Genomic DNA, 21,115 nt, shown 5'->3' on the forward strand with positions numbered 1-21,115 from the left:
GTCGCAGCAGACGTCGAAGGGCGCCCCATGGCTCACGCCGTGGGGCGCCCTTCGCGCGTCGGACGCGTCCCGTGACGGGACGCCTCGGAGGTCGAGGCCTCAGAGGTTGATCATGTGCCCCGCGATGCCCTCGATGGCCTCCTTCATGGCCTCGCTCAGGGTCGGGTGGGCGAAGACGTTGCGGGCCACCTCGTCGGCCGTGAGGTCCCACTGCTGGGCCAGCGTCAGGGCCGGGAGCAGCTCCGTGACCTCGGGGCCGATCATGTGGGCACCGAGCAGCTCGTTGTGCTCGGCGTCGGCGACGATCTTGACGAAGCCGACGCCCTCGGCCATGCCGCGTGCCTTGCCGTTGGCCGAGAAGGGGAAGCTGGCCGTCTTGACGTCGTAGCCCTTCTCCTTGGCCTGGGCCTCGGTGTATCCGAAGGAGGCGATCTGCGGCTGGCAGAAGGTCGCCCGCGGGATCATGTCGAAGTTCAGCTCCATCGTCTCGGCGTCCGCGATGGTCTCGGCGGCGACGACGCCCATGGCCTCGGCGGTGTGCGCCAGCATGAGCTTGGCGGTGACGTCACCGATGGCGAAGACGTTGGGCACGCTGGTGCGGCCGCGGCCGTCGATCGCGACGGCGCCGCGCTCGGTCATCTGCAGACCGAGGGACTCCAGGCCGTAGCCCTCGGTGCGCGGGGCGAAGCCGAAGGCGGCGAGGAACTTGTCGGCCTCGAGGACGGTCTCGTCTCCCCCGGCGGCCGGGGCCACCGTGACGCGCACGCCCGAGCCGGTGTCCTCGACGTTCTTGACGGCGGTCGAGAGCAGCACCGTGACGCCGAGCTTCTTGTACTGGCGCAGCAGCTCCTTGGACACGTCGGGGTCCTCGGTCGGCACCATGCGGTCGAGGAACTCGACGATGGTGACGTCGACGCCGAAGTTCTTCATGACGTAGGCGAACTCGACGCCGATGGCGCCCGAGCCGCCGATGACGATCGAGCCCGGCAGGTCCGCGTCGAGGATCTGCTCCTCGTAGGTGACGACGTTGTCGCTGACCTGCATGCCGGGCAGCATCCGGACCTGGGCGCCGGTGGCGATGATGAGGTTGTCGAAGGTGACCGAGCGCGACGAGCCGTCGTTGAGCGCGACGTCCATCGAGGTCGCCGACGTGATCGTGCCCCAGCCGTCGATCTCCTCGATCTTGTTCTTCTTCATGAGGTAGTGCACGCCCTTGGCGCTGGCGTCGGCCACCGAGCGGCTGCGCGAGTGCGTCGGCCCGTAGGACATCGTGGCCTCGCCCTCGATGCCGAAGGTCTTCTTCTCGTGCGTGATGATGTGCGCAATCTCCGCGTTGCGCAGCAGCGCCTTGCTCGGGATGCAGCCGACGTTGAGGCACACCCCACCCCAGTACTGCTTCTCCACGACGGCGACCTTCTTGCCCAGCTGCGCCGCGCGGATCGCCGCGACGTAGCCACCGGGACCGGCACCGAGCACAACGACATCGAAATCAGCCATGGGGGTCACCCTATCCGGGAGGCACCCTGGCCCCGACCGCGGTTCCGCCGACGCAGACCCCGAGGTCACGAACCGGGTGTCGTTCGCCAACAGTTCGGCATTCAACGGTGTCAGGGACCCCATTCCGGGGCACGCTGGGAGTACGTTCCTGACGCACGGCCGGACCGGTCCGGCCCCGACCAACGGAGGTCACCGTCGTGAGTTCCACTCCGCACCGCCACTCGGCTCCGCCGGCGAACAAGGGCCTGCTGGCCGTCGCCGGAGTTCTGCTCGCGATCCCGCTCGTCGCGCTGACGCTCGTCGGCACGTACGCCAAGGACGAGCCGCGCGTCGCCGGCTTCCCGTTCTTCATCTGGTACCAGTTCGTCTGGGTGGTCATCACCTCGGCGCTGACGTACACGGCCCACCGCCTCGTCCTCAAGGCCCGGCCGCACCGGCCGATGAACCCCGAGGGTGACGAGTACCTCGACGACGACACGACGACGGGTGGTGGGCTCCGATGAACCAGGGAGTCAACGGCATCGCCCTCGCCGTCCTCGTCTTCTTCTTCGTCGTCGTCGCAGCGGCCGGCTTCTGGGCGGCGCGCTGGCGGCGTCCGGCGAGCATGGAGAGCCTCGAGGAGTGGGGCCTCGGCGGCCGGACCTTCGGCACGTGGATCACGTGGTTCCTGCTCGGAGGCGACCTCTACACGGCGTACACGTTCGTCGCGGTTCCCGCGGCCATGTGGGCCTTCGGCGCCGTCAACGGCTTCTTCGCCGTGCCCTACACGATCGTGCTGTACCCGATCATCTTCGTCTTCATGTCCCGCCTCTGGTCCGTGTCGCACCGGCACGGCTACGTCACGCCGGCCGACTTCGTCCAGGGCCGTTCGGGTTCGCGCGTGCTGTCGCTCGCCGTGGCGGTCACCGGCTTCCTCGCGACGATGCCGTACATCGCCCTGCAGCTCGTCGGCATCCAGGCCGTCCTCGAGGTGGCGGGCGTCGGCGGCGGCGGCAACATCCTCGCCAAGGACGCGCCGATCTTCATCGCGTTCCTCGTGCTCGCGCTGTACACGTACACCTCGGGCCTGCGCGCGCCGGCGATCATCGCGTTCGTCAAGGACATCCTCATCTACCTCGTCATCATCGTCGCGGTCATCTACCTGCCCTCGAAGGTGGGCGGCTGGGGCCACATCTTCGACGCGGCCAAGCAGAAGATGACGACGACGACGAACGCCGCCACCGGCAGCCCGAACGTCTTCATCCCCGGGCCGAAGGCCTACTGGGCCTACGCGACGCTCGCCCTCGGGTCGGCGCTCGCGCTGTTCATGTACCCGCACTCGGTGACGGCCAGCCTGTCGGCCAAGAGCCGCACCACCATTCGCAAGAACGCCTCGATCCTGCCGGCGTACTCGTTCCTGCTCGGCCTCCTCGCGCTCCTCGGCTGGGTCGCGATCGCCGCCGGCACCAAGCCGGTCGGGCTCGACGGGAAGGTCAACGGACAGCTGGTGATCCCCCAGCTGTTCGAGGACATGTTCCCGTCGTGGTTCGCCGGCGTCGCTTTCGCCGCCATCGCGATCGGTGCGCTCGTTCCTGCCGCGATCATGTCGATCGCCGCCGCGAACACCTTCACGCGCAACGTCTACCGGGCCTGGCTGCGGCCGAACGCGACGATCGAGCAGGAGGCCAAGGTCAGCAAGATCACCTCGCTCGTCGTCAAGGCGTTCGCCCTGCTGTTCGTCCTCTTCCTCGACAAGAGCAACGCGATCAACTTCCAGCTCCTCGGCGGCATCTGGATCCTGCAGACCTTCCCGGCGCTCGTCTTCTACCTCTACACGCGCTGGTTCCACCGGTGGGCGCTGCTCGTCGGCTGGGCCGTGGGCATGGTGTACGGCACGCTCGCGGCGTACAACGTGACGAACAAGGCGACCGGCGCGCCCTTCGCCGGCTCGGTCGCGCAGATCCCGGTCATCGGCCAGCTGGGGTACATCGCGCTGACGGCGTTCGTCCTCAACGTCATCGTCGCCGCCGTGCTCACCCTGGTGTTCCGAGCCGCGAAGGCGCCCGAGGGGATCGACCAGACGATCCCGGCGGACTACTTCGCCGACGCCGGCGACCCGCGCGTCGAGAAGCTGCCGGCGACGCCGGAGCAGGCCGCGCAGTCCCGCTGACGGCCTCGACGCGTCGAGCAGGGAGGGCCGGGTCCGGGCGACCCGGCCCTCCCGCTGTCTTCCCGCTCTTGCCGCCGACCCGCCGAGCTCGTGGCGGCGTGGTCGAGTCGGGTGTCGCCGGGCTCAGTCGCGGTCGCGCTCGGGAGGGATCGCGGCATGGGCGTCCTCCTCGCCGAGCCCGGCCACCTGGAGCAGGTCCACGACGAGCGAGCGCAGCTGTGCCAGGACGGTCTCGGACGCGAGGCTCGACGTTCGCGGCAGCTCCCCCGTGGCCGCGGCGACCTCGAGCAGGCCGCGCAGACCGACGGAGGCGGCCGCGTTCTCGGACAGCGCCCGGGCCATGACGTCGTTGGCGTCGGCGAGGCGGCCGAGCAGCGCGCGGTAGCTGTCGGGCAGGTTCTCGCCCCGTGCCACCGAGATCGTCACCCGACGAACGAGCACGCGGGTGCTGCGCATGGCGATGTCGAGGGGCTCGACGAGCTCGGCCATGGACCGGACGCGCGGGGCGTGCCGGCGCCGCGACAGCGGTGAGCTCGTGATGACGTCAAGGCCCTCGTCGGCGGCCTGGCGCAGCTCGCGCAGCAGCGACTCCGTGCCGCGCGCCGACGCGAGTATCGAGGCCGCCGCGTCGACGTCACCCCCGGCGGCCAGGGTGGCCGCCTGCCGCAACAGCTCGCTGATCTTGGCGACGGCCTCGGAGGCCGCCACGCGGGGTCGGCGCAACGGCGCCTGCGGCACGACGACCGCGGCGACGAGAGCCACCGCACCACCGATGAGCGCGTCGGTCCAGCGTGACAGCGCCTGGCCCGGGCTCGCGGCGAGGGCGACGATGACGACGCTCTGCACGGCTGCCTGCGTCACGAGCAGCGGACCGCCGTCGAGCAGGACGGCGAAGGCCATCGAGAACAGCACGACGACGGTGATCTGCCACGGACCGCTGCCGGCGACGTGCACGAACACGTCGGCCGTGAAGACACCGACCGCCACCCCCACTGCGACCTCGAGCACGCGTCGGACCCGCTGCCCGTACGACATCCCGAGGCAGACGATGGCCACGATCGGGGCGAAGAACGGCGTCGCGTGCCCGACCAGGTCGTGCGCGACGAGCCACGCGACGCCTGCGGCCACCGAGCTCTGCAGGAGGAGGAACGCCCGGGACCGCAAGCGGGACAAGCGGGTCCGCACCGTGAGCCGGCTGCGACGCCACGCCCGGTCGAGGGCCTCGACGACGGGCGCGTCGGTCCGCAGGTAGTCGTCCACGTCGGCCTCTCGGGTCCGGGTCGGTCACATCCTCAGGGCAAGGATGGCATCGAAGATCTCACGCACGGCGGGGGCCGCGACCCGCGACCCCGAACCGCCCTGGCTCACGACGACGGCGACGACGTACCTGGGCCGGGTCGTGGGGCCGTACCCGACGAACCACGCTGTGGCCTTCTTGCCGAACACCTCGCCGGTGCCGGTCTTGCCCGCGACGGGGTACCGGTCCTGCGGGAAGCCGGCGAACGCGGTGCCGGCCGACCCGCCCGGGCGCGTCACGTCGCCGAGGGCGGCCCGGACGTACGCCCCGACGTCGCGGCGCAGCGGCACGGTGCCGACCCGTCGGGGCGCGATGGGCGTCGTGGTCCCGTCGGCCGCTCGGTAGCCGGCCGCGACCTGGGGCTGCCACAGTGTGCCGCCGTTGGCGAGCGCGGCGTACACGGTCGCCATCTGGAGCGGGGTCACGGCCGTGTCCCCTTGTCCGATCGAGAAGTTGACGGCGTCGCCGGCTCGGTACTCGTAGCCGCTCGCGCAGTTCTCCCGCGCCAGGCGGGTCAGGTAGGCAGCCCGGGCCCGGTCGGTGCGGGCGACCTCGGGGTAGCCGGTGCCGGCCCGACGACAGGTGGTCTCGCGCGTGGCGGCCCACGTCGCCTCCTTCCACTGCCGGTCGGCGACGCGTCCGGCGGACTCCCCCGGCAGGTCGACGCCGGTGCGCCGGCCGAGGCCGAACGCCCGGGCCATGGACACGAACGGGTCAGGCGCGGTCACCGGCGCGGTGAGACCACCCTGCGCGCGCCACGCCTCGTACGCCAGGCGGTAGAAGACCGTGTCGCAGGAGACGACGAGCGTCCGGTGCAGGTCGATGGGCCCGTAGCCCCGGGACTCGAAGTTGTGGAACACGTGGCCGTCGACGTCGAGGGCCGGGGAGCAGTCGTAGGTGCCGTCGAGCCGGGCACCGGACTGGACGGCGGCCGCTACCGAGATGACCTTGAAGGTCGACGCGGGCGGGAACGTCTGCGCCGTGAGCCGCGACGACAGCGGGACGCCGGCGGCCTCGCTCGTCAGCCCCGCCAGCTCGCGCGCGGTGATGCCGCCGGTGAAGAGCCCGGGATCGTAGGTCGGGTGGCTCGCGGCCGCCACCACGGCACCGTTCGTGGCGTCGAGGACGACGGCGGCGCCGGCGTCGGCCGGCAGCCTCTGCGCCCGGGCCCGCCCGACGGCCCGCGCGAGCGCGGCCTCGACCCGCGCCTGGAGGCGGGCGTCGACGTGGGTGACGACGTCACGCCCCGGCACCGGCGGGGTCCGCGAGACGATGCCCGTGACGATCCCGCGCGGGTCGACGGCGACGACCGTCGAGCCGTTCGCGCCGCGCAGCACGGCGTCGTACTGCTGCTCGAGTCCCGAGCGGCCGACGACGTCCTCGGCGTCGAGCGTGCCGCCGCTGGAGGCGACCTCGGACGCGTCGGCCCTGGCGACCCAGCCGAGCAGGTGCGGCGCGAGTGCGCCATCCGGGTGCGGGTAGCCTCGAGCCGGCTCGGCACGCACACCGACACCCGGGTACCGCTCGGGCTGCTCGAGCAGGGTGAGCGCGCGGCGCTCGTCGACGCCGCCGGCCACCGGGACGGGCACGTACGGGGAGCCGTTGAAGCAGGCCGGCGCGCGCGGCGCACCCGCCGTGCCGCAGAGCATCGTCTTGCCCCAGAGGCGGTCGAAGGGCAGGCCGAGCCCGGCGGCCACGGACGCCACGAGCCTCCTGCCGCCGTCCCCGGCGCGGGCGAGGCTGGCCCGCTCGATCGTCACCGTGGTCGTGAAGGTGGTGGACGCCAGGGGCGCGCCGGTGCGGTCGAGGATGCGGCCGCGCAGGGCGTGCTCGGTGACGGTCCGGGTGTGGGCCGTGGTGGCCGCCCGCGCCAGCTGGGGCCCCTCGACGAGCTGCAGCTCGCCGAGGCGCCCGACGAGCAGGCCGAAGAGGACGACGACGAGCACGACGACGACACCGACGACCCCGGTCCGCGGGCGGGCCCGGGGGCGCCGCGCACCGTGCGGCCGCCCCCTCACCCGAGTCTCCGGCGCACCAGTGCGCGGTCGAGGGCGATGAGGACGGGCACGGCGACGAACCCGACGGCCACGGTCGAGGCCAGGCGGGCAGCGCTGCCCGGGACGTCGACGCCGCGCTCGGCCACGAGCGCCATGACCGCGCGGACCAGGCCGACGACGGCTGCCGACGCCGCGAGTGCCGCGAGCGGCCGCAGGCCCGAGCGGGAGGCCGGGCTGGAGAAGAGGCCTGCGACGAGGCCCCCGACCGCCGTGACGAGCGGCACCAGGCCGAGCGGCGTGCCGACCGGCGGGACGAGCTGCACCGCCCACCCGGCCGCGAGGCCGACGAGGGCGCCGTGCACCGGACCCCGCAGGACGGCCGTCGTGGCGACCCCGATGAGGACGAGGTCGGGCACCCAGGCACCGGGCACCCCCAGGCCGGGCAGCACGGTCGCCGCGACGAGGGCCGCGACGGCCACGTACCCCGTCCGGAGCACCCCGAGCAGCGTCGGCCTCACGGCGCCGCTCCCGTCGCGGACGGCTGCGTTCGTGCCGCCGACGCCACCCCGACGAGCCCCGGCCTCGCGCCCGGTTGCTGCGTGGCGCGCGGGGCGGTGCGCGGTCCGGGGACGAGCACGGCGACGATGTCGACGGCGTCGAGGTCGACGGCGGGCCGGACCGTCGCCGTCACGCTCAGGCCCCCGCTCGATGGGTCGACGTCGGTGACCGTACCGACGAGCACGCCTGCGGCATAAGGGCGTTCGTCGATGCTGCCCATTGTTCGCACGACGTCGCCGACGACGGCGGTCCCCGGCCGGACCAGCGACAGGGTCAGTGACCCACGGGGGTGTGCCTCGCGGTCGGCGGTCCCCGGCGCCGCCACCGTCGCGAGCATGCCGGCCGGACCGACTCGCACGCCGACGACCGATCCCGTGGACCCGAGCACCTGCACGTCGCTGGTCCAGGGCGACACCGACACCACACGCCCGACGAGGCCTTCGGCGGCCACGACCGTGGAGTCGGTCTCGACGCCGTCACGCGACCCGACATCGATGGTGACGCGCCGGCCGCCGAGCGGGCCGAGAGCCGTGCCGACCACGCGCGCCGGCACGAAGGCGTGACCTGCAAGCGTCTCCGTCCCGAGGAGCGAACGGAGCCGGCCGAGCTCGTCGAGGGAGTGCTGCTGGTCGGCGACGACGGCCCGCAGCCGGGTGTTCTCCTCCTCGAGGCGGTCTCGGTCACTCCGCGACGGGCCCGCGAGGAGGCGCTGCACCGGCCCGAGCACGGCACCGGAGGCCCGGCGCACCGCGGCGGTCGCCGCGGAGCCGGCCAGGTCGGCGACGAGCAGCACGAGCGTCAGGGTCACGAGAGCCGCGAGGAGCCGGCGGCGAGCCGTGCCGGTCATGCTCGGGTGCTCGTCGTCACGGCCGGGCACGCGGGTCGCCGACGAGGACGCGCTCGAGGCTGGGGAAGTCGTCGACGCACCGGCCGGCGCCCCTCGCCACCGCTCGCAGGGGGTCGTCCGCGACGTGCACCGGCACGCCGAGCTCGTGCCGCATCCGCTCGTCGAGCCCGCGCAGCAGGGCTCCGCCGCCGGTCAGCGTGATGCCGCGGTCGACGATGTCGCCGGCGAGCTCGGGCGGGCAGACGTCGAGCGTGGCCCGCACCACCTCGATGATCTGCAGCACCGGTCCCTCGATGGCGCGGCGCACCTCGGCCGAGCCGACCTGGACGGTCCTGGGCAGGCCGGTGACGAGGTCGCGCCCGCGCAGGCGGGTGGTCAGCTCCTCGCGCAGCGGGAACACCGACCCGACGGCGACCTTGAGGTCCTCCGCGCTGCGCTCACCGAGCAGGAGGGAGTACTCGCTCTTGACGTGGCTGACGAGCGCCTCGTCGACCTCGTCGCCGGCGACACGCAGCGACGTCGACGTGACGATGCCGCCGAGGCTGATGACCGCGACGTCCGTCGTGCCGCCGCCGATGTCGACCACCATGCTGGCCGCCGTCTCGTGGACCGGGAGCCCGGCACCGATGGCGGCGGCCATCGGCTCCTCGACCATGTAGACCCGGCGGGCACCGCAGCGCGTCGCGGCGTCCTCGAGGGCCCGCCGCTCGACGCCGGTCACCTCGCTCGGCACGCAGAGGACCATCCGCGGCCGGACGAGACGGGACGTGCGCACCCGGTCGATGAACCAGCGCAGCATGCGCTCGGTCTCGTCGGCGTCGGACACGACGCCGTCGCGCAGGGGGCGGACGGCGCGGATGCTGCCCGGCGCGCGACCCAGCATCCCCTTGGCGCGGGCACCGGCCGCGACCAGGCGTCCGGTGCCGGTCTCGACCGCCACGACGGACGGCTCCTCGAGGACGACGCCCCGTCCGCGGACGTGGATCAGCGTGTTCGCCGTCCCGAGGTCGACCGCGAGGTCGCGTCCCAGGGGCGGCCAGGTGCTCATGGCCGGGATTGTGTCTCGCCCCGGCGGCAGGACCGAGCCCATCCGGCGAGTGTCGCCGGATGCGTGACCTGCGGGGCCAGAGGGACCTGTGGGGCTCTAGGCCCGCCGAGGGTCAGAGCCCGGGGAACCAGATGGCGACCTCGCGCGCGGCCGACTCCGGAGAGTCGGAGCCGTGCACGATGTTCTGCTGGACCTTCGTGCCCCAGTCGCGGCCGAGGTCGCCACGGATGGTGCCGGGGAGCGCCTCGGTGGGGTTGGTGGCACCGGCGAGGGCACGGAAGCCCTTGATGCAGTCCTGGCCCTCGATGACAACGGCGGCGACCGGTCCGGAGCTCATGAACTCGACGAGCGGCTCGTAGAACGGCTTTCCCTCGTGCTCGGCGTAGTGGGCGGCCAGCTGCTCGCGCGTCGGGGTGAGTACGGCGAGCCCGGCGAGGCAGTACCCCTTGGCCTCGATGCGGCGCAGCACCTCACCGGTGAGGCCACGGCGGAAGCCGTCGGGCTTGACGAGGACGAGAGAACGTTCCGAGGTCACCCGTCCACCCTATCGGCCGGGTCGGCCGCGCCCGTCGCGGCCTCCCGCTCGCGGCGGGCCATCTCCGCGTCGATCGAGGCGCCCTTGACGAGGCAGGTGACCCACAGGGCGAGGAAGAAGAGCCCGACGACGAGCATCATCGGCACGACGACCGCGCTGGCCAGGGTCAGCACCTGCACCGCCCAGCCGAGCGTCAGGCCGTACGGTCGACGCATCGAGCCGGCAGCCAGCACGCACAGCGCCGCGAGGCCGAACCCGACGACGAGGTAGGCCGTGCCTCGTCCCGGCTCGTCTGCGGCCGACGTCACGCCGCGGGCCACGAGCGCGCCGAGCAGGATGCACAGCGACTGGCCGCCCAGGACGGTGGCGAGCATGCGCCACGTGAACTTTCCGGTGGTGCCGTGCAGGCGGAGGGCGTTCATGGGTGTCGTCCTGTGTCGGTGATCGTCGGTGTCGTGGTCGGTGTCGTGGTCGGTGTCGTGGTCGGTGTCGTGGTCGGTGTCGTGGTCGGTGTCGTGGTCGATGTCGGGCGCTGAGGGAGCGGACGGAGCGGCTCAGTAGTCCTGGGCGGTGTCCCACGTGCGGATGACGGCGCGGGCCTCGGCGCCGCTCGCGCCGGTGGCCTCCGCGTAGAGGCTCATGGCGTCCTCCCGGCGGCCGGAGCGGACGAGCTCGCTGATGCGGGCCCGCGCCTCGTCGGTCAGACGGCCGTCGGTGAAGGAGGCCGCGGCATCGCGCACCCCCGGGCCCCGCCCGGGGACGAACCACTGGTCGATGGCTCGCCTGGCGTCCGTGAGCGGTGCCCCCGTCGCCTCCCGGTAGACCTTGATGGCGTTGACCCGGTGTCCCGCGCTGATCTGGCGGCTGACGGTGGCCCGCACCTCGTCGGTGAGGCCGACCACCTGGCGGTCCGGGTCGCGGCGTCCGACGACCCGCCCCCACAGCACGACGACGACCACGACGAGCGCGACGACGACCACGAGCTTGAAGAGGGGGTGCATGCGCCCAGCCTAGGTGGAGGGTCGCAGCGTCAGACGTCGGTGTGACCGAGCAGCATCCGCACCTCGCCGGCCGTGATGACCGAGCCGGTGGCGACGACTCCGCCGCCCATGCCCTCCTGCTCCGCGAGGGTCACGGCCTGCTCGAGGGCGTCGGGCAGCGACGGGACCACCGTGACCCGCGAGTCGCCGAAGAGCTCGCGCGCCAGCTCGCCGAGCCGCTCGGGGTCGAGGGCGCGCGGTGACGTGCTGCGCGACACGACGACATGGTCGAGCGCCGGCTCCAGCACCTCCAGCAGGCCGACGGCGTCCTTGTCGGCGACGATGCCGACGAGCCCGACGAGACGGGTGAAGGTGAACGACTCCTGCAGCGCTGCGACGAGGGAGCGCGCGCCGTGCGGGTTGTGCGCGGCGTCGACGAGGACGGTCGGCGAGCGACGGACCACCTCGAGACGACCGGGCGAGGTCATCGACGCGCAGGCGGTTCGCAGCACGTCGGTGTCGAGGGGCTGCGTCCCGCCGCCGAGGAACGCCTCGACCGCCGCGACGGCGGTGGCCAGGTTGCTCGCCTGGTGCGCACCGTACAGCGGCAGGAACAGGTCGGGGTGGTCACCGGCGAGGCCGCGCAGCGACACCTGCTGCCCGCCGACGGCGACCTCACGTTCGAGCACGCCGAAGTCGTTGCCCTCGAACACGATCCCTGAACCACCGACCTCCTCGACGCGGTCGAGGAGGACGCGCGCCACGTCCTCGTCCTGGACCCCGGACACCGTGAACGAGTCGGCCTTGATGATGCCGCTCTTCTCCTCCGCGATGGCGACGACGTCATCGCCGAGGATGTGGGTGTGGTCGAGGTCGACCGGTGTCACCACGGCGACCTGGCCGTCGACGACGTTCGTGGCGTCCCAGGACCCGCCCAGCCCCACCTCGATGACGGCGACGTCGACCGGCGCGTCGGCGAACGCGGCGTACGCGACGGCGACCAGCACCTCGAAGAAGTTCATCCGGCGCCCGCCGTCGGCGAGGGAGCGCGCGTCGACGATCTCGACGAGAGGCGCTACGTCGTCGTAGGCCGCGATGAACTTGTCGCGCGGGATCGGTTTGCCGGACAGCGTGATCCGCTCCCGGATGTCGTGCAGGTGCGGCGAGGTGAACCGCCCGGTCGACAGACCGGTCTCGCGCAGGATGGCGTCGATCATCCGGCTCGTCGACGTCTTGCCGTTGGTGCCGGTCAGGTGGATCGAGGGGTAGGCGCGCTGCGGGTCGCCGGCCAGCTCCATGACGGCACGGATCCGTTCGAGCGAGGGACCGATGTCGTTCTCGGGGGCACGGGCGAGGATCTCCTCCTCGATCTCGCGGACGCGCTTCATCTCCGCGAGGTTGCGCGCGGCCTCGATGGCCGCGGCGTCGGGCCGCCCGCCGCTCACGACGCGTCCTCCGTCCCGGACGGGTCCTCCACGGCGAGGTCGCGACCGTCGACCTCCGCGTCGGTGAGGTGGGCGACCTCGGCGCCGTCGGTGGTCGCTGCGGGTCTCGGCAGCGGGCGCGCCATCCAGACGCTCACCGGCATGTCCGACCCGCCGGCCTCCCGGTGCGTCTCGGTGAAGCCGTGACGCGCGTAGAAGCGCGCCGCGCCCTCGTTGCCCTCGATGTGCGACAGGACGATGCGATCGTGGCCACCCTCGACGGCCCGCTCGACGACGGCGTCGAGCAGCCGCGAGCCGATGCCGCGCCCGTGGTGGTCGGGGAGCACGTAGAGCTTCCACAGGACGAAGTCGTCGTCCTGTGGGCCGAAGGTGGCCACGCCGACGACGTCGTCGCCCTCCAAGGCGACGATGGTGCGGCCCTTGCGGATCGAGGCCGCGACGACGTCGGTCGTCCACCACTTGGCCAGGCCCATGGCGACGTACTCCGGGCCGACGAGCGGCTCGTAGGTCGCGAGCCACGTGCGGTGCCCGACCGACAGCACGCCGGACAGGTCGTCGCCGACCGCCGGGCGCACCACGATGCCCTCCACGTCCGGCATGCCCTCCACGTCCACGCGGCCCTGGCGGCCCTGGCCGAGGCCCTCGCCGCGACCACCGTGCGTGCCCGTGCCAGCCGCGATCATCGCTTCTCCACGACGATCGTCGCGGTGTGGTCGTCGCCGACCACGACCCGCGTGCCCACCCCGTCGGGCAGGGCGTGCTCCGGGCCCGCCGACGCGAACTGAACGGCGAGGGTCTCGCCGACGATGAGGTCACGGTGGTCGACGGTCGCCTCGAACACCTCGGGCGAGCCCTGGATCGTCAGGCTGATGCGGTCGCTGACGTGCAGCCCGGCGTCGCGCCGCGCCTGCTGCACGGCGCGGACGAGGTCGCGGGCCACGCCCTCGGTGGCGAGGGCCGGCGTCACCGCGGTGTCGAGCACGACGAACCCGCCGCCGGGCAGCATCGCCGTCGCCGCGCTGTCGGCGCCGTCACCGGACACCACGGTCTCGAGGGCGTACTCCCCCTCGACGAGCGCGAGGCCACCGGACGTCACGACGCCGTCGGGCGAGACGGACCAGTCACCGGACTTGCTGCCCCGGATGGCCGCCTGGACGTCCTTGCCGAGACGCGGGCCGGCGGCACGCGCGTTGACCGTGAGCCGCTGGGTCACGCCGAAGTCGGCCTCGCTCGCGGTGGCCAGGTCCACGAGCACCAGCTCCTTGACGTTGAGCTCGTCCTGCACGATGGAGCGGAACGGTTCGAGCGCCCCCGGCTCGGGCACGACGACGGTGAGGCCGCCGAGCGGCAGGCGTGCCCGCAGCTGGCGTGCCTTGCGCAGGCTCGACCCGACCGAGCAGACCTCCCGGGCCCGGTCCATGGCGAGGACGAGGTCGTGGTCGGCCGGCAGGTCGTCGACGAGCGGGTAGTCGGTCAGGTGCACCGACCGGCCGCCCGTGAGGCCACGCCAGATCTCCTCGGTGACCAGGGGCAGCAGCGGCGCGATGGCGCGCGTCACCGTCTCCAGGGCCGTGTAGAGCGTGTCGAAGGCCGCGAGGGACTCGTCGGTCTCGCCGCCCCAGAACCGGTCGCGCGAGCGCCGGATGTACCAGTTGGTCAGGACGTCGAGGAAGCCGCGCATGGTGTCGCAGGCCGCCGCGATCTCGTACGCGTCCAGCTGCTCGGTCATGTCGCCGACGAACTCGCGCAGCTTGGCGAGCAGGTAGCGGTCGAGCGCGTCGGTCGAGCCCGTCGACCACCTCGCCTCGTAGCCCTCGCCGCCGCGTGCCGTGTTGGCGTAGAGCGCGAAGAACGACCAGGCGTTCCACAGCGGGATCATCACCTGGCGGACCCCGTCGCGGATCCCCTGCTCGGTGACGACGAGGTTGCCGCCGCGCAGGATCGGGCTGCTCATGAGGAACCAGCGCATCGCGTCGGCACCGTCGCGGTCGAAGACCTCCGTGACGTCCGGGTAGTTGCGCAGCGACTTGCTCATCTTCTGCCCGTCGGAGCCGAGGACGATCCCGTGGCTGACGCACGACTTGAACGCGGGCCGGTCGAAGAGAGCCGTCGCGAGGATGTGCAGCGTGTAGAACCAGCCGCGCGTCTGCCCGATGTACTCGACGATGAAGTCGCCGGGGAAGTGGTGCTCGAACCACTCCGCGTTCTCGAACGGGTAGTGCACCTGCGCGAAGCTCATCGACCCGGAGTCGAACCAGACGTCGAAGACCTCCTCGACGCGGCGCATCGTCGACGTCCCGGTCGGGTCGTCGGGGTTGGGACGGGTCAGCGAGTCGATGAACGGGCGGTGCAGGTCGGTGACCGTGACGCCGAAGTCGCGCTCGAGCTCCTCGAAGGACCCGTAGACGTCGACGCGGGGGTACTCCGGGTTGTCCGACTTCCACACCGGGATCGGGCTGCCCCAGAAGCGGTTTCGTGAGATCGACCAGTCGCGGGCGTTGGCCAGCCACTTGCCGAACTGGCCGTCCTTGATGTGTGCGGGCGTCCACTCGATCTGCTGGTTGAGCTCGAGCATGCGCTCCTTGATCTTCGTGACCTCGACGAACCACGAGGACACCGCCATGTAGATGAGCGGCTGGCGGCAGCGCCAGCAGTGCGGGTAGCTGTGGTCGTAGGTCTCGCGACGCAGCAGCACCGTGCCGGGTGTGACCGAACCGGTGTCGCCCTCGCCGCGGGTGGCGGCCTTGAGGTGGTCGATGATGTGGGGGTTGGCGTCGAAGACGTGCATGCCCTCGTAGTCGGTGACCGGGTAGGTGAAGCGCGCCTCGGTGCTCACCGGGACGACCGGCGCGATGCCCTCGCGGTCGGTGACGAGCTTGTCCTCCTCACCGAAGGCGCCGGCGCTGTGGACCAGGCCCGTGCCGTCGGTCGTCGTGACGAAGTCGGCCTCGACGACCCGGTGTGCGCGCTCGTGGCCTTGGTAGTAGCTGAACGGCGGCGTGTACGTCCGGCCGAAGAGCTCGGATCCCTTGAGCCGCTGGACGATCCGCTGCTCGGCGTCCTCGCCCAGCTCGCGCTTGTAGGCAGCGAGCCGCGCTTCCGCGACGATGTAGCGCTCGGCGGTGCCGGTGACGTCGGACTCGACGACGACGTAGTCGATGTCGGGGTGGACCATGATCGCGAGGTTGGCCGGGAGGGTCCAGGGCGTCGTCGTCCACACGAGGGCGAGCTCGCCGGTCTCGAGGCGCAGGCCGACGGTCACGGCCGGGTCCTGACGCATCTTGTAGACGTCGTCGTCCATCCGCAGCTCGTGGTTGGACAGCGGGGTCTGGTCGTTCCAGCAGTAGGGCAGCACGCGGAAGCCCTCGTAGACCAGGCCCTTCTCCCACAGCTGCTTGAAGGCCCAGATGACCGACTCCATGTAGCCCGGCTCGAGCGTCTTGTAGTCGTTGTCGAAGTCGACCCAGCGGGCCTGGCGCGTCACGTAGTCGCGCCACTCCCCCGTGTACTTGAGCACCGAGGCACGGCACGCGTCGTTGAACGTGTCGATGCCGAGCTCGATGATGTCCTGCTTGGTCTTGAGGCCGAGCTGGCGCTGCGCCTCGAGCTCGGCGGGCAGGCCGTGGGTGTCCCAGCCGAACCGGCGCTCGACGCGGCGGCCGCGCATCGTCTGGTAGCGCGGGACGATGTCCTTGACGTAACCGGTCAGCAGGTGGCCGTAGTGCGGCAGGCCGTTGGCGAAGGGCGGCCCGTCGTAGAAGACGAACTCGTTGTCGCCGTCGGTGCCGGCGTCGCGGTTCTCCACCGAGGCGATGAAGGTGCCGTCCTCGTCCCAGTACCGGAGGACGCGCTCCTCGATCTCGGGGAAGCGCGGGTTCGACGGGACGCCGGTCGCGCGGGCGTCGTCGGGCGTCGGGGCGGACGTGGTGACCTTGGGGTAGGTCATGCTGCGGGCTCCTGGGTCGGCGGTCTCTCGGCTGGTCGTGTGCCGGGGACGACGTCACCGCCGCGGTACCACCCCGCTTGCCGCGCGGGCCCGGGGGCGCGCGACCGCTCGTTCCTGGCTGTGACGGGCCACCCGTCCGGTTCTACTGGGACGCCGCCGGCTCGCGGTGTCGGTTCTTCCGGAGGCTCGCCGCTGATGACGGCTCGAACGCCTGTGCCCGCCAGTCTAGCCTGTCGGCTGCCTCGCCCGCCCTGCACCGGCCCGGCCGGGGCCGTCTCGACCTCACGCGGGCCGCCCGGCGGGCCGTCCCCGGCGGCCGGCCGGCCGTTTGGCACTATGTGAGCCATGACGGAAGTGGAGACGACCGGTGCGTGGCTCAGCCGCGAGGACCTCGACAACGCACGTGAGCGGCTCCCGATGCTCTACGTCCACGCGGTCCCGGTCCGCGTCGACGACAAGGGACAGGTGACCCACCTGGGCCTGCTGCTGCGCGCCGACAGCGACGGCGGCATCGGCCAGGAGGTCGTCGGCGGGCGCGTCCTCTACCACGAGAAGGTGCGCGACGCGCTGCTGCGACACATCGAGAACGACCTCGGTCCCATGGCGCTGCCGCGGATCCCCTTGTCGCCGCAGCCGTTCACCGTCGCCGAGTTCTTCCCCACGCCCGGGGTCACGCCGTTCCACGACCCGCGCCAGCACGCCGTGTCGCTCGCGTTCGTCGTCGCTGTCATGGGCGACTGCCGGCCCCAGAAGGACGCCCTCGACCTGTCGTGGGTCACCCCGGACGAGGCCGTGACGATCTCGGTGTCGACCGACATGAGCAACTCGCACGGCGTCCTCGTGCGCCAGGCCCTGGCCCACGTGGGCCACCCCGTCTGAGCCGGGGCGCGAGCGCACGAGCCGGCGTCAGTGCTGGTGCTCGAGCAGCTCCTCCCGCTTGCTGCCGAGCACCGTCAGCGGCAGCAGGGTCTTGCCGGTCGGCCCGATCTCGATCTCGGTGCCCATCTGCGGGCAGACGCCGCAGTCGAAGCACGGCGTCCACCGGCAGTCGTCGACCTCGGTCTCGTCGAGGGCGTCCTGCCAGTCCTCCCAGAGCCAGTCCTTGTCGAGGCCGGAGTCGAGGTGGTCCCAGGGGAGCACCTCGGACTGGGCACGCTCGCGGGTCGTGTACCAGTCGACGTCGACGGGCAGCCCCTCGAGCGCCACCTCGGCAGCGCGCATCCAGCGCTCGTAGGAGAAGTGCTCCGACCAGCCGTCGAACCGGCCGCCGTCACGCCAGACCTGCTCGATGACCCGGCCGACGCGGCGGTCCCCGCGTGACAACAGCCCCTCGACGATGCCGGGCTGGCCGTCGTGGTAGCGGAACCCGATCGACGAGCCGTAGCGCCGGTCGGCGCGGATCGCCTCGCGCAGCTTGAGCAGGCGTGCGTCGGTGGCCTCGGCGCCGAGCTGGGCGGCCCACTGGAACGGGGTGTGCGGCTTGGGCACGAACCCGCCGATCGAGACCGTGCAGCGGATGTCGCGGCGGCCCGAGACCTGTCGGCCCGTCTCGATGACCTTCTTGGCGAGCTCGGCGATCTGCAGGACGTCCTCGTCGGTCTCGGTGGGCAGCCCGCACATGAAGTAGAGCTTGACCTGGCGCCAGCCCGCGCCGTACGCCGCGGCGACGGTCTTGATGAGGTCCTCCTCGGACACCATCTTGTTGATGACCTTGCGGATCCGCTCCGAGCCGCCCTCGGGGGCGAAGGTCAGGCCCGACCGGCGGCCGTTGCGGGTGAGCTCGTTGGCGAGGTCGATGTTGAAGGCGTCGACCCGGGTCGACGGCAGGGACAGGCCGGTCTGGGTGCCCTCGTAGCGGTCGGCCAGGCCCTTGGTGATGTCGGCGATCTCGGAGTGGTCGGCCGAGCTCAGCGACAGCAGGCCGACCTCCTCGAACCCCGTGGCGGCCAGGCCCCGCTCGACCATCTCACCGATGCCGGTGATCGACCGCTCGCGGACCGGGCGGGTGATCATGCCGGCCTGGCAGAACCGGCACCCGCGCGTGCACCCTCGGAAGATCTCGACCGACATCCGCTCGTGCACCGACTCGGCGAGCGGCACGAGCGGCTGCTTGGGGTACGGCCAGGCGTCGAGGTCCATGACGGTGTGCTTCGAGACGCGCCACGGCACGCCGTGCGCGTCGGCGGCCGGGGCGACGCGCTGGATGCGCCCGTCGGGCAGGTAGCTGACCTCGTAGAACGCCGGGACGTAGACCCCGCCGGTGCGGGCCAGGCGCAGCAGCACCTCGCGGCGCCCACCGGGGCGCCCCTGCGCCTTCCACTGCCCGACGATGTCCGTGATGGCGAGGACGGCCTCCTCGCCGTCGCCGATGACCGCGGCGTCGACGAACTCCGCGATGGGCTCGGGGTTGAACGCCGCGTGGCCCCCGGCGACGACGACGGGGTCGTCGTCACCGCGGTCGGCCGCGTGCAGCGGGATGCCGGCGAGGTCGAGCGCCGTCAGCATGTTCGTGTAGCCGAGCTCGGTGGAGAAGCTGAGGCCGAACAGGTCGAAGTCGCGCACCGAGCGGTGGCCGTCGACGGTGAACTGGGGCAGCTGGGCCGCCCGGAGCTGGGCCTCCATGTCGGGCCACACGGCGTAGGTCCGCTCGGCGAGCGCGTCGGGACGCTCGTTGAGGACCTCGTAGAGGATCATGACGCCCTGGTTCGGCACGCCGACCTCGTACGCGTCGGGGTACATCAGGGCCCAGCGGGTGGTCAGCTCCTCGCCGCCGGGGCCGTGCCCACCGACGTTCCAGTCCTTGACCGTGGAGTTGAGCTCACCACCGACGTACTGGATGGGCTTGTTGACCCGCTCCAGCAGGGGCTCGAGGGCGTTGAACAGGGACTCTCCGGGCATTGGTCCATGGTAAGCGGCCGGACGCGTCGGCCCGAATCGCGAGAGCGCTGCTCACGCGTCGGCGGCGTACATGGCGTCGAGCTCGGCGCGGTGCTTCTCGGTGACGATCTTGCGCCGCAGCTTCATGCTCGGGGTGAGGTCGCCCTCCTCGACTGTGAGGTCGTGGTCGAGGATGGTGAACTTCTTGATGGTCTCCCAGCGGTTGAGCCCGGCGTTGAGCCGGTCGACATAGCCCTGGACGAGCTCGCGCGCCTCGTCGGAGCCGGCGATCTCGGCGTAGGAGCGCCCGGCGAGCCCCTGCGTCGCCGCCCACGCGGTGATGGCGTCGGGGTCGAGCGTCACGAGCGCCGTGGCGTAGTTGTGCCCGGCGCCGTGGACGAGGAACTGGCTGACGAACGGGCACTCGCCCTTGATCTTCGCCTCGATCTCGGCCGGCGCGACGAACTTGCCGCCGGAGGTCTTGAACACGTCCTTCTTGCGGTCGGTCACGTAGAGGAAGCCGCGCTCGTCGATGCGGCCGATGTCGCCGGTGCGGAACCAGCCGTCCTCGCTGAGGACCGCCGCCGTGGCCTCGGGGTCGTTGTGGTACCCCCGCATGACGCCCGGCCCCTTGACGAGGATCTCGCCGTCCTCCTCGGCGATGCGCACCTCGGTCCCCGGCAGCGGCCAGCCCACCGAGCCGTAGCGGTACTGCCCGGGGTCCGGCGGGTTGACGGCCGTACCCGACGACGTCTCCGTCAGGCCGTAGCCCTCGCCGACGAGCAGGCCGACGGCACCGAACCACCGGGCGACGTCCGGGTCGAGGGGCGCCGAGCCGCTGATCATGAACCGGACCCGGCCGCCGAACCGCTCCTGCACCTTGGACAGGACGAGGCGGGTGGCCAGACGGTGCTGGGCGGCGAGCAGGGCCGGGGGCTGCTCCCCCACCTCGCGCAGGTCGCGCACCTTCGCACCCACGCCGAGCGCCCAGTCGATCAGGCGCTTCTTGACGCCGGTCTCCTGGCCGAGCATGAGCATGACCCGCCCGCGAGCCTTCTCGAAGATGCGGGGCGGACCGGCCATGAACGTCGGTCGGATGACCGCCATGTGCTCGACGATCTTGTCGATGCGGCCGTCGACCGCGGTGGGAAAGCCGATCTGCAGGCCGGTCGCCAGCAGCATCTTGCCGAACACGTGCGACAACGGCAGCCAGAGGAACTGGAGGTCGTCCTTCGTCAGTGTGCCGATGGCCTCGATGACGGCACCCTCGTACACGACGCTGTCCTGCGCGAGCCGCACCCCCTTGGGACGACCCGTCGTGCCGGACGTGTATATGACGACCGCCAGGTTGTCCGGGCCGAGCTGGTCGATGCGCGAGTCCACGAGGTCGGGCGTCGCCTCGAGCCACTCGGCGCCCCTCCGGGCCAGCTCGTCGGTCGTCATGACCCAGCCGTCGTCGCTGCCCGGTCCGGTGAGCGCGACGACCTGACGGACGTCGGGGATCTCGCTGCGCACCTGCCGGAGCTTGGCCACCTGGGCCTCGTCCTCGGCGAAGACGATCCCGCTGCCCGAGTCGGACAGGATGTAGGCGACGTCCTCGGCGATGGTCGTGGGGTACACCGTCGTCGTGGCGCCGCCGGCACAGATGACGGCGAGGTCGGCCAGGACCCACTCGACGCGGGTCGTCGACGCGATGGCGACGCGGTCCTCGAGCTGCACGCCGAGGCTGATGAGGCCGGCGGCCCACCGACGCACGACCTCGTCGGTCTCGCGCCACGTCAGGGTGCGGAGCATGGTGCTCTCCGGAGCGAAGAAGAGGTACGCCGGCGCGTCCGGGGAGTCGGCGACGCGGCGCCGGAACAGCTCGCCGACGTTCGGGGCCCGGTCGTCGAGCACCTCCTGTCGCACAGGCTGGTCGGCACGTGACATCAGCGGCATG

The 21,115-nt window shown here is 72.0% G+C and carries 17 protein-coding genes; 3 read left to right on the forward strand and 14 right to left on the reverse strand.

Annotated elements, in window-relative coordinates; genetic code table 11:
- Positions 1 to 99: 99 nt before the first annotated feature.
- Positions 100 to 1,497 carry a dihydrolipoyl dehydrogenase gene (gene lpdA / locus ACR9ZK_RS04060; RefSeq protein ID WP_481340544.1) on the reverse strand — a complete coding sequence of 466 codons (1,398 nt, stop codon included), beginning with the start codon at positions 1,495 to 1,497 and terminating at the stop codon, positions 100 to 102.
- A 197-nt stretch (positions 1,498 to 1,694) separates the two neighbouring features.
- On the opposite strand from lpdA, the gene ACR9ZK_RS04065 reads away from it, so the two are divergent.
- Both ACR9ZK_RS04065 and mctP read left to right on the forward strand, forming a co-directional pair.
- The gene (locus tag ACR9ZK_RS04065) at positions 1,695 to 2,000 is read left to right on the forward strand and encodes a DUF3311 domain-containing protein (protein WP_481340546.1); all 306 of its coding nucleotides are present in this window, start codon (positions 1,695 to 1,697) and stop codon (positions 1,998 to 2,000) included.
- Positions 1,997 to 3,646 carry a monocarboxylate uptake permease MctP gene (gene mctP / locus ACR9ZK_RS04070; protein WP_481340548.1) on the forward strand — a complete coding sequence of 550 codons (1,650 nt, stop codon included), beginning with the start codon at positions 1,997 to 1,999 and terminating at the stop codon, positions 3,644 to 3,646. The genes ACR9ZK_RS04065 and mctP overlap by 4 nt, the downstream gene beginning before the upstream one ends.
- 123 nt (positions 3,647 to 3,769) lie before the next feature.
- Here the strand turns inward: mctP and ACR9ZK_RS04075 are convergent, their stop codons facing one another.
- The 11 genes from ACR9ZK_RS04075 to ileS all read right to left on the reverse strand — a co-directional run bounded on the left by ACR9ZK_RS04075 (position 3,770) and on the right by ileS (position 16,299).
- Positions 3,770 to 4,906, reverse strand: coding sequence for an FUSC family protein (locus tag ACR9ZK_RS04075; RefSeq protein ID WP_481340550.1), 1,137 nt, complete (start codon positions 4,904 to 4,906; stop codon positions 3,770 to 3,772).
- Positions 4,907 to 4,930: 24 nt separating this feature from the next.
- A complete protein-coding gene (locus ACR9ZK_RS04080) occupies positions 4,931 to 6,961 on the reverse strand; it encodes a peptidoglycan D,D-transpeptidase FtsI family protein (RefSeq protein ID WP_481340552.1) in 2,031 nt (676 codons plus the stop codon).
- Positions 6,958 to 7,458 (reverse strand): rod shape-determining protein MreD, encoded by a 501-nt coding sequence (locus ACR9ZK_RS04085; RefSeq protein WP_481340554.1) that lies wholly within the window; start codon positions 7,456 to 7,458, stop codon positions 6,958 to 6,960. Before ACR9ZK_RS04085 ends, ACR9ZK_RS04080 begins: the two co-directional genes overlap by 4 nt.
- Positions 7,455 to 8,345: a rod shape-determining protein MreC gene (gene mreC, locus ACR9ZK_RS04090; protein ID WP_481340556.1), complete on the reverse strand. Its 891-nt coding sequence runs from the start codon at positions 8,343 to 8,345 to the stop codon at positions 7,455 to 7,457. Before mreC ends, ACR9ZK_RS04085 begins: the two co-directional genes overlap by 4 nt.
- Before the next feature lie 16 nt (positions 8,346 to 8,361).
- Positions 8,362 to 9,393 carry a rod shape-determining protein MreB gene (mreB, locus tag ACR9ZK_RS04095; protein ID WP_481340558.1) on the reverse strand — a complete coding sequence of 344 codons (1,032 nt, stop codon included), beginning with the start codon at positions 9,391 to 9,393 and terminating at the stop codon, positions 8,362 to 8,364.
- A 112-nt stretch (positions 9,394 to 9,505) separates the two neighbouring features.
- Positions 9,506 to 9,928 carry a nucleoside-diphosphate kinase gene (ndk, locus tag ACR9ZK_RS04100; protein WP_481340560.1) on the reverse strand — a complete coding sequence of 141 codons (423 nt, stop codon included), beginning with the start codon at positions 9,926 to 9,928 and terminating at the stop codon, positions 9,506 to 9,508.
- Positions 9,925 to 10,350, reverse strand: coding sequence for a DUF4233 domain-containing protein (locus ACR9ZK_RS04105; protein ID WP_481340562.1), 426 nt, complete (start codon positions 10,348 to 10,350; stop codon positions 9,925 to 9,927). The genes ndk and ACR9ZK_RS04105 overlap by 4 nt, the downstream gene beginning before the upstream one ends.
- Positions 10,351 to 10,482: 132 nt before the next feature.
- A complete protein-coding gene (locus tag ACR9ZK_RS04110; protein ID WP_481340564.1) occupies positions 10,483 to 10,929 on the reverse strand; it encodes a hypothetical protein in 447 nt (148 codons plus the stop codon).
- A 29-nt stretch (positions 10,930 to 10,958) separates the two neighbouring features.
- Positions 10,959 to 12,296, reverse strand: coding sequence for a bifunctional folylpolyglutamate synthase/dihydrofolate synthase (locus tag ACR9ZK_RS04115; protein WP_481340592.1), 1,338 nt, complete (start codon positions 12,294 to 12,296; stop codon positions 10,959 to 10,961).
- A gap of 53 nt (positions 12,297 to 12,349) precedes the next feature.
- Positions 12,350 to 13,036, reverse strand: coding sequence for an N-acetyltransferase family protein (locus ACR9ZK_RS04120; protein WP_481340566.1), 687 nt, complete (start codon positions 13,034 to 13,036; stop codon positions 12,350 to 12,352).
- Positions 13,033 to 16,299, reverse strand: coding sequence for an isoleucine--tRNA ligase (gene ileS / locus ACR9ZK_RS04125; protein ID WP_481340568.1), 3,267 nt, complete (start codon positions 16,297 to 16,299; stop codon positions 13,033 to 13,035). Before ileS ends, ACR9ZK_RS04120 begins: the two co-directional genes overlap by 4 nt.
- Before the next feature lie 345 nt (positions 16,300 to 16,644).
- On the opposite strand from ileS, the gene ACR9ZK_RS04130 reads away from it, so the two are divergent.
- Complete coding sequence (locus ACR9ZK_RS04130) at positions 16,645 to 17,178, forward strand: NUDIX hydrolase family protein (RefSeq protein ID WP_481340570.1); 534 nt, start codon at positions 16,645 to 16,647, stop codon at positions 17,176 to 17,178.
- Between the two features lie 27 nt (positions 17,179 to 17,205).
- On the opposite strand, the gene ACR9ZK_RS04135 is transcribed toward ACR9ZK_RS04130, so the two are convergent.
- Positions 17,206 to 19,197 (reverse strand): TIGR03960 family B12-binding radical SAM protein, encoded by a 1,992-nt coding sequence (locus tag ACR9ZK_RS04135; RefSeq protein WP_481340572.1) that lies wholly within the window; start codon positions 19,195 to 19,197, stop codon positions 17,206 to 17,208.
- A gap of 51 nt (positions 19,198 to 19,248) precedes the next feature.
- On the reverse strand, positions 19,249 to 21,114 hold the full coding sequence (locus tag ACR9ZK_RS04140) for an AMP-dependent synthetase/ligase (protein WP_481340574.1): 1,866 nt from the start codon (positions 21,112 to 21,114) through the stop codon (positions 19,249 to 19,251).
- Between the last annotated feature and the right edge of the window lies 1 nt (position 21,115).

The organism is Monashia sp. HAY1-5C (assembly GCF_056755255.1).

Excerpts from the sequence above, each read along its gene's own strand:
- ACR9ZK_RS04120 (WP_481340566.1), bottom strand. The coding sequence starts at position 13,036 with ATGATCGCGGCTGGCACGGGCACGCACGGTGGTCGCGGCGAGGGCCTC.
- ACR9ZK_RS04110 (WP_481340564.1), bottom strand. The coding sequence starts at position 10,929 with ATGCACCCCCTCTTCAAGCTCGTGGTCGTCGTCGCGCTCGTCGTGGTC.
- mreB (WP_481340558.1), bottom strand. The coding sequence starts at position 9,393 with ATGAGCACCTGGCCGCCCCTGGGACGCGACCTCGCGGTCGACCTCGGG.
- mctP (WP_481340548.1), top strand. The coding sequence starts at position 1,997 with ATGAACCAGGGAGTCAACGGCATCGCCCTCGCCGTCCTCGTCTTCTTC.
- ACR9ZK_RS04115 (WP_481340592.1), bottom strand. The coding sequence starts at position 12,296 with ATGAAGCGCGTCCGCGAGATCGAGGAGGAGATCCTCGCCCGTGCCCCC.
- ileS (WP_481340568.1), bottom strand. The coding sequence starts at position 16,299 with ATGACCTACCCCAAGGTCACCACGTCCGCCCCGACGCCCGACGACGCC.
- ACR9ZK_RS04105 (WP_481340562.1), bottom strand. The coding sequence starts at position 10,350 with ATGAACGCCCTCCGCCTGCACGGCACCACCGGAAAGTTCACGTGGCGC.
- mreC (WP_481340556.1), bottom strand. The coding sequence starts at position 8,345 with ATGACCGGCACGGCTCGCCGCCGGCTCCTCGCGGCTCTCGTGACCCTG.
- ACR9ZK_RS04135 (WP_481340572.1), bottom strand. The coding sequence starts at position 19,197 with ATGCCCGGAGAGTCCCTGTTCAACGCCCTCGAGCCCCTGCTGGAGCGG.
- ACR9ZK_RS04130 (WP_481340570.1), top strand. The coding sequence starts at position 16,645 with ATGACGGAAGTGGAGACGACCGGTGCGTGGCTCAGCCGCGAGGACCTC.
- lpdA (WP_481340544.1), bottom strand. The coding sequence starts at position 1,497 with ATGGCTGATTTCGATGTCGTTGTGCTCGGTGCCGGTCCCGGTGGCTAC.
- ACR9ZK_RS04140 (WP_481340574.1), bottom strand. The coding sequence starts at position 21,114 with ATGCCGCTGATGTCACGTGCCGACCAGCCTGTGCGACAGGAGGTGCTC.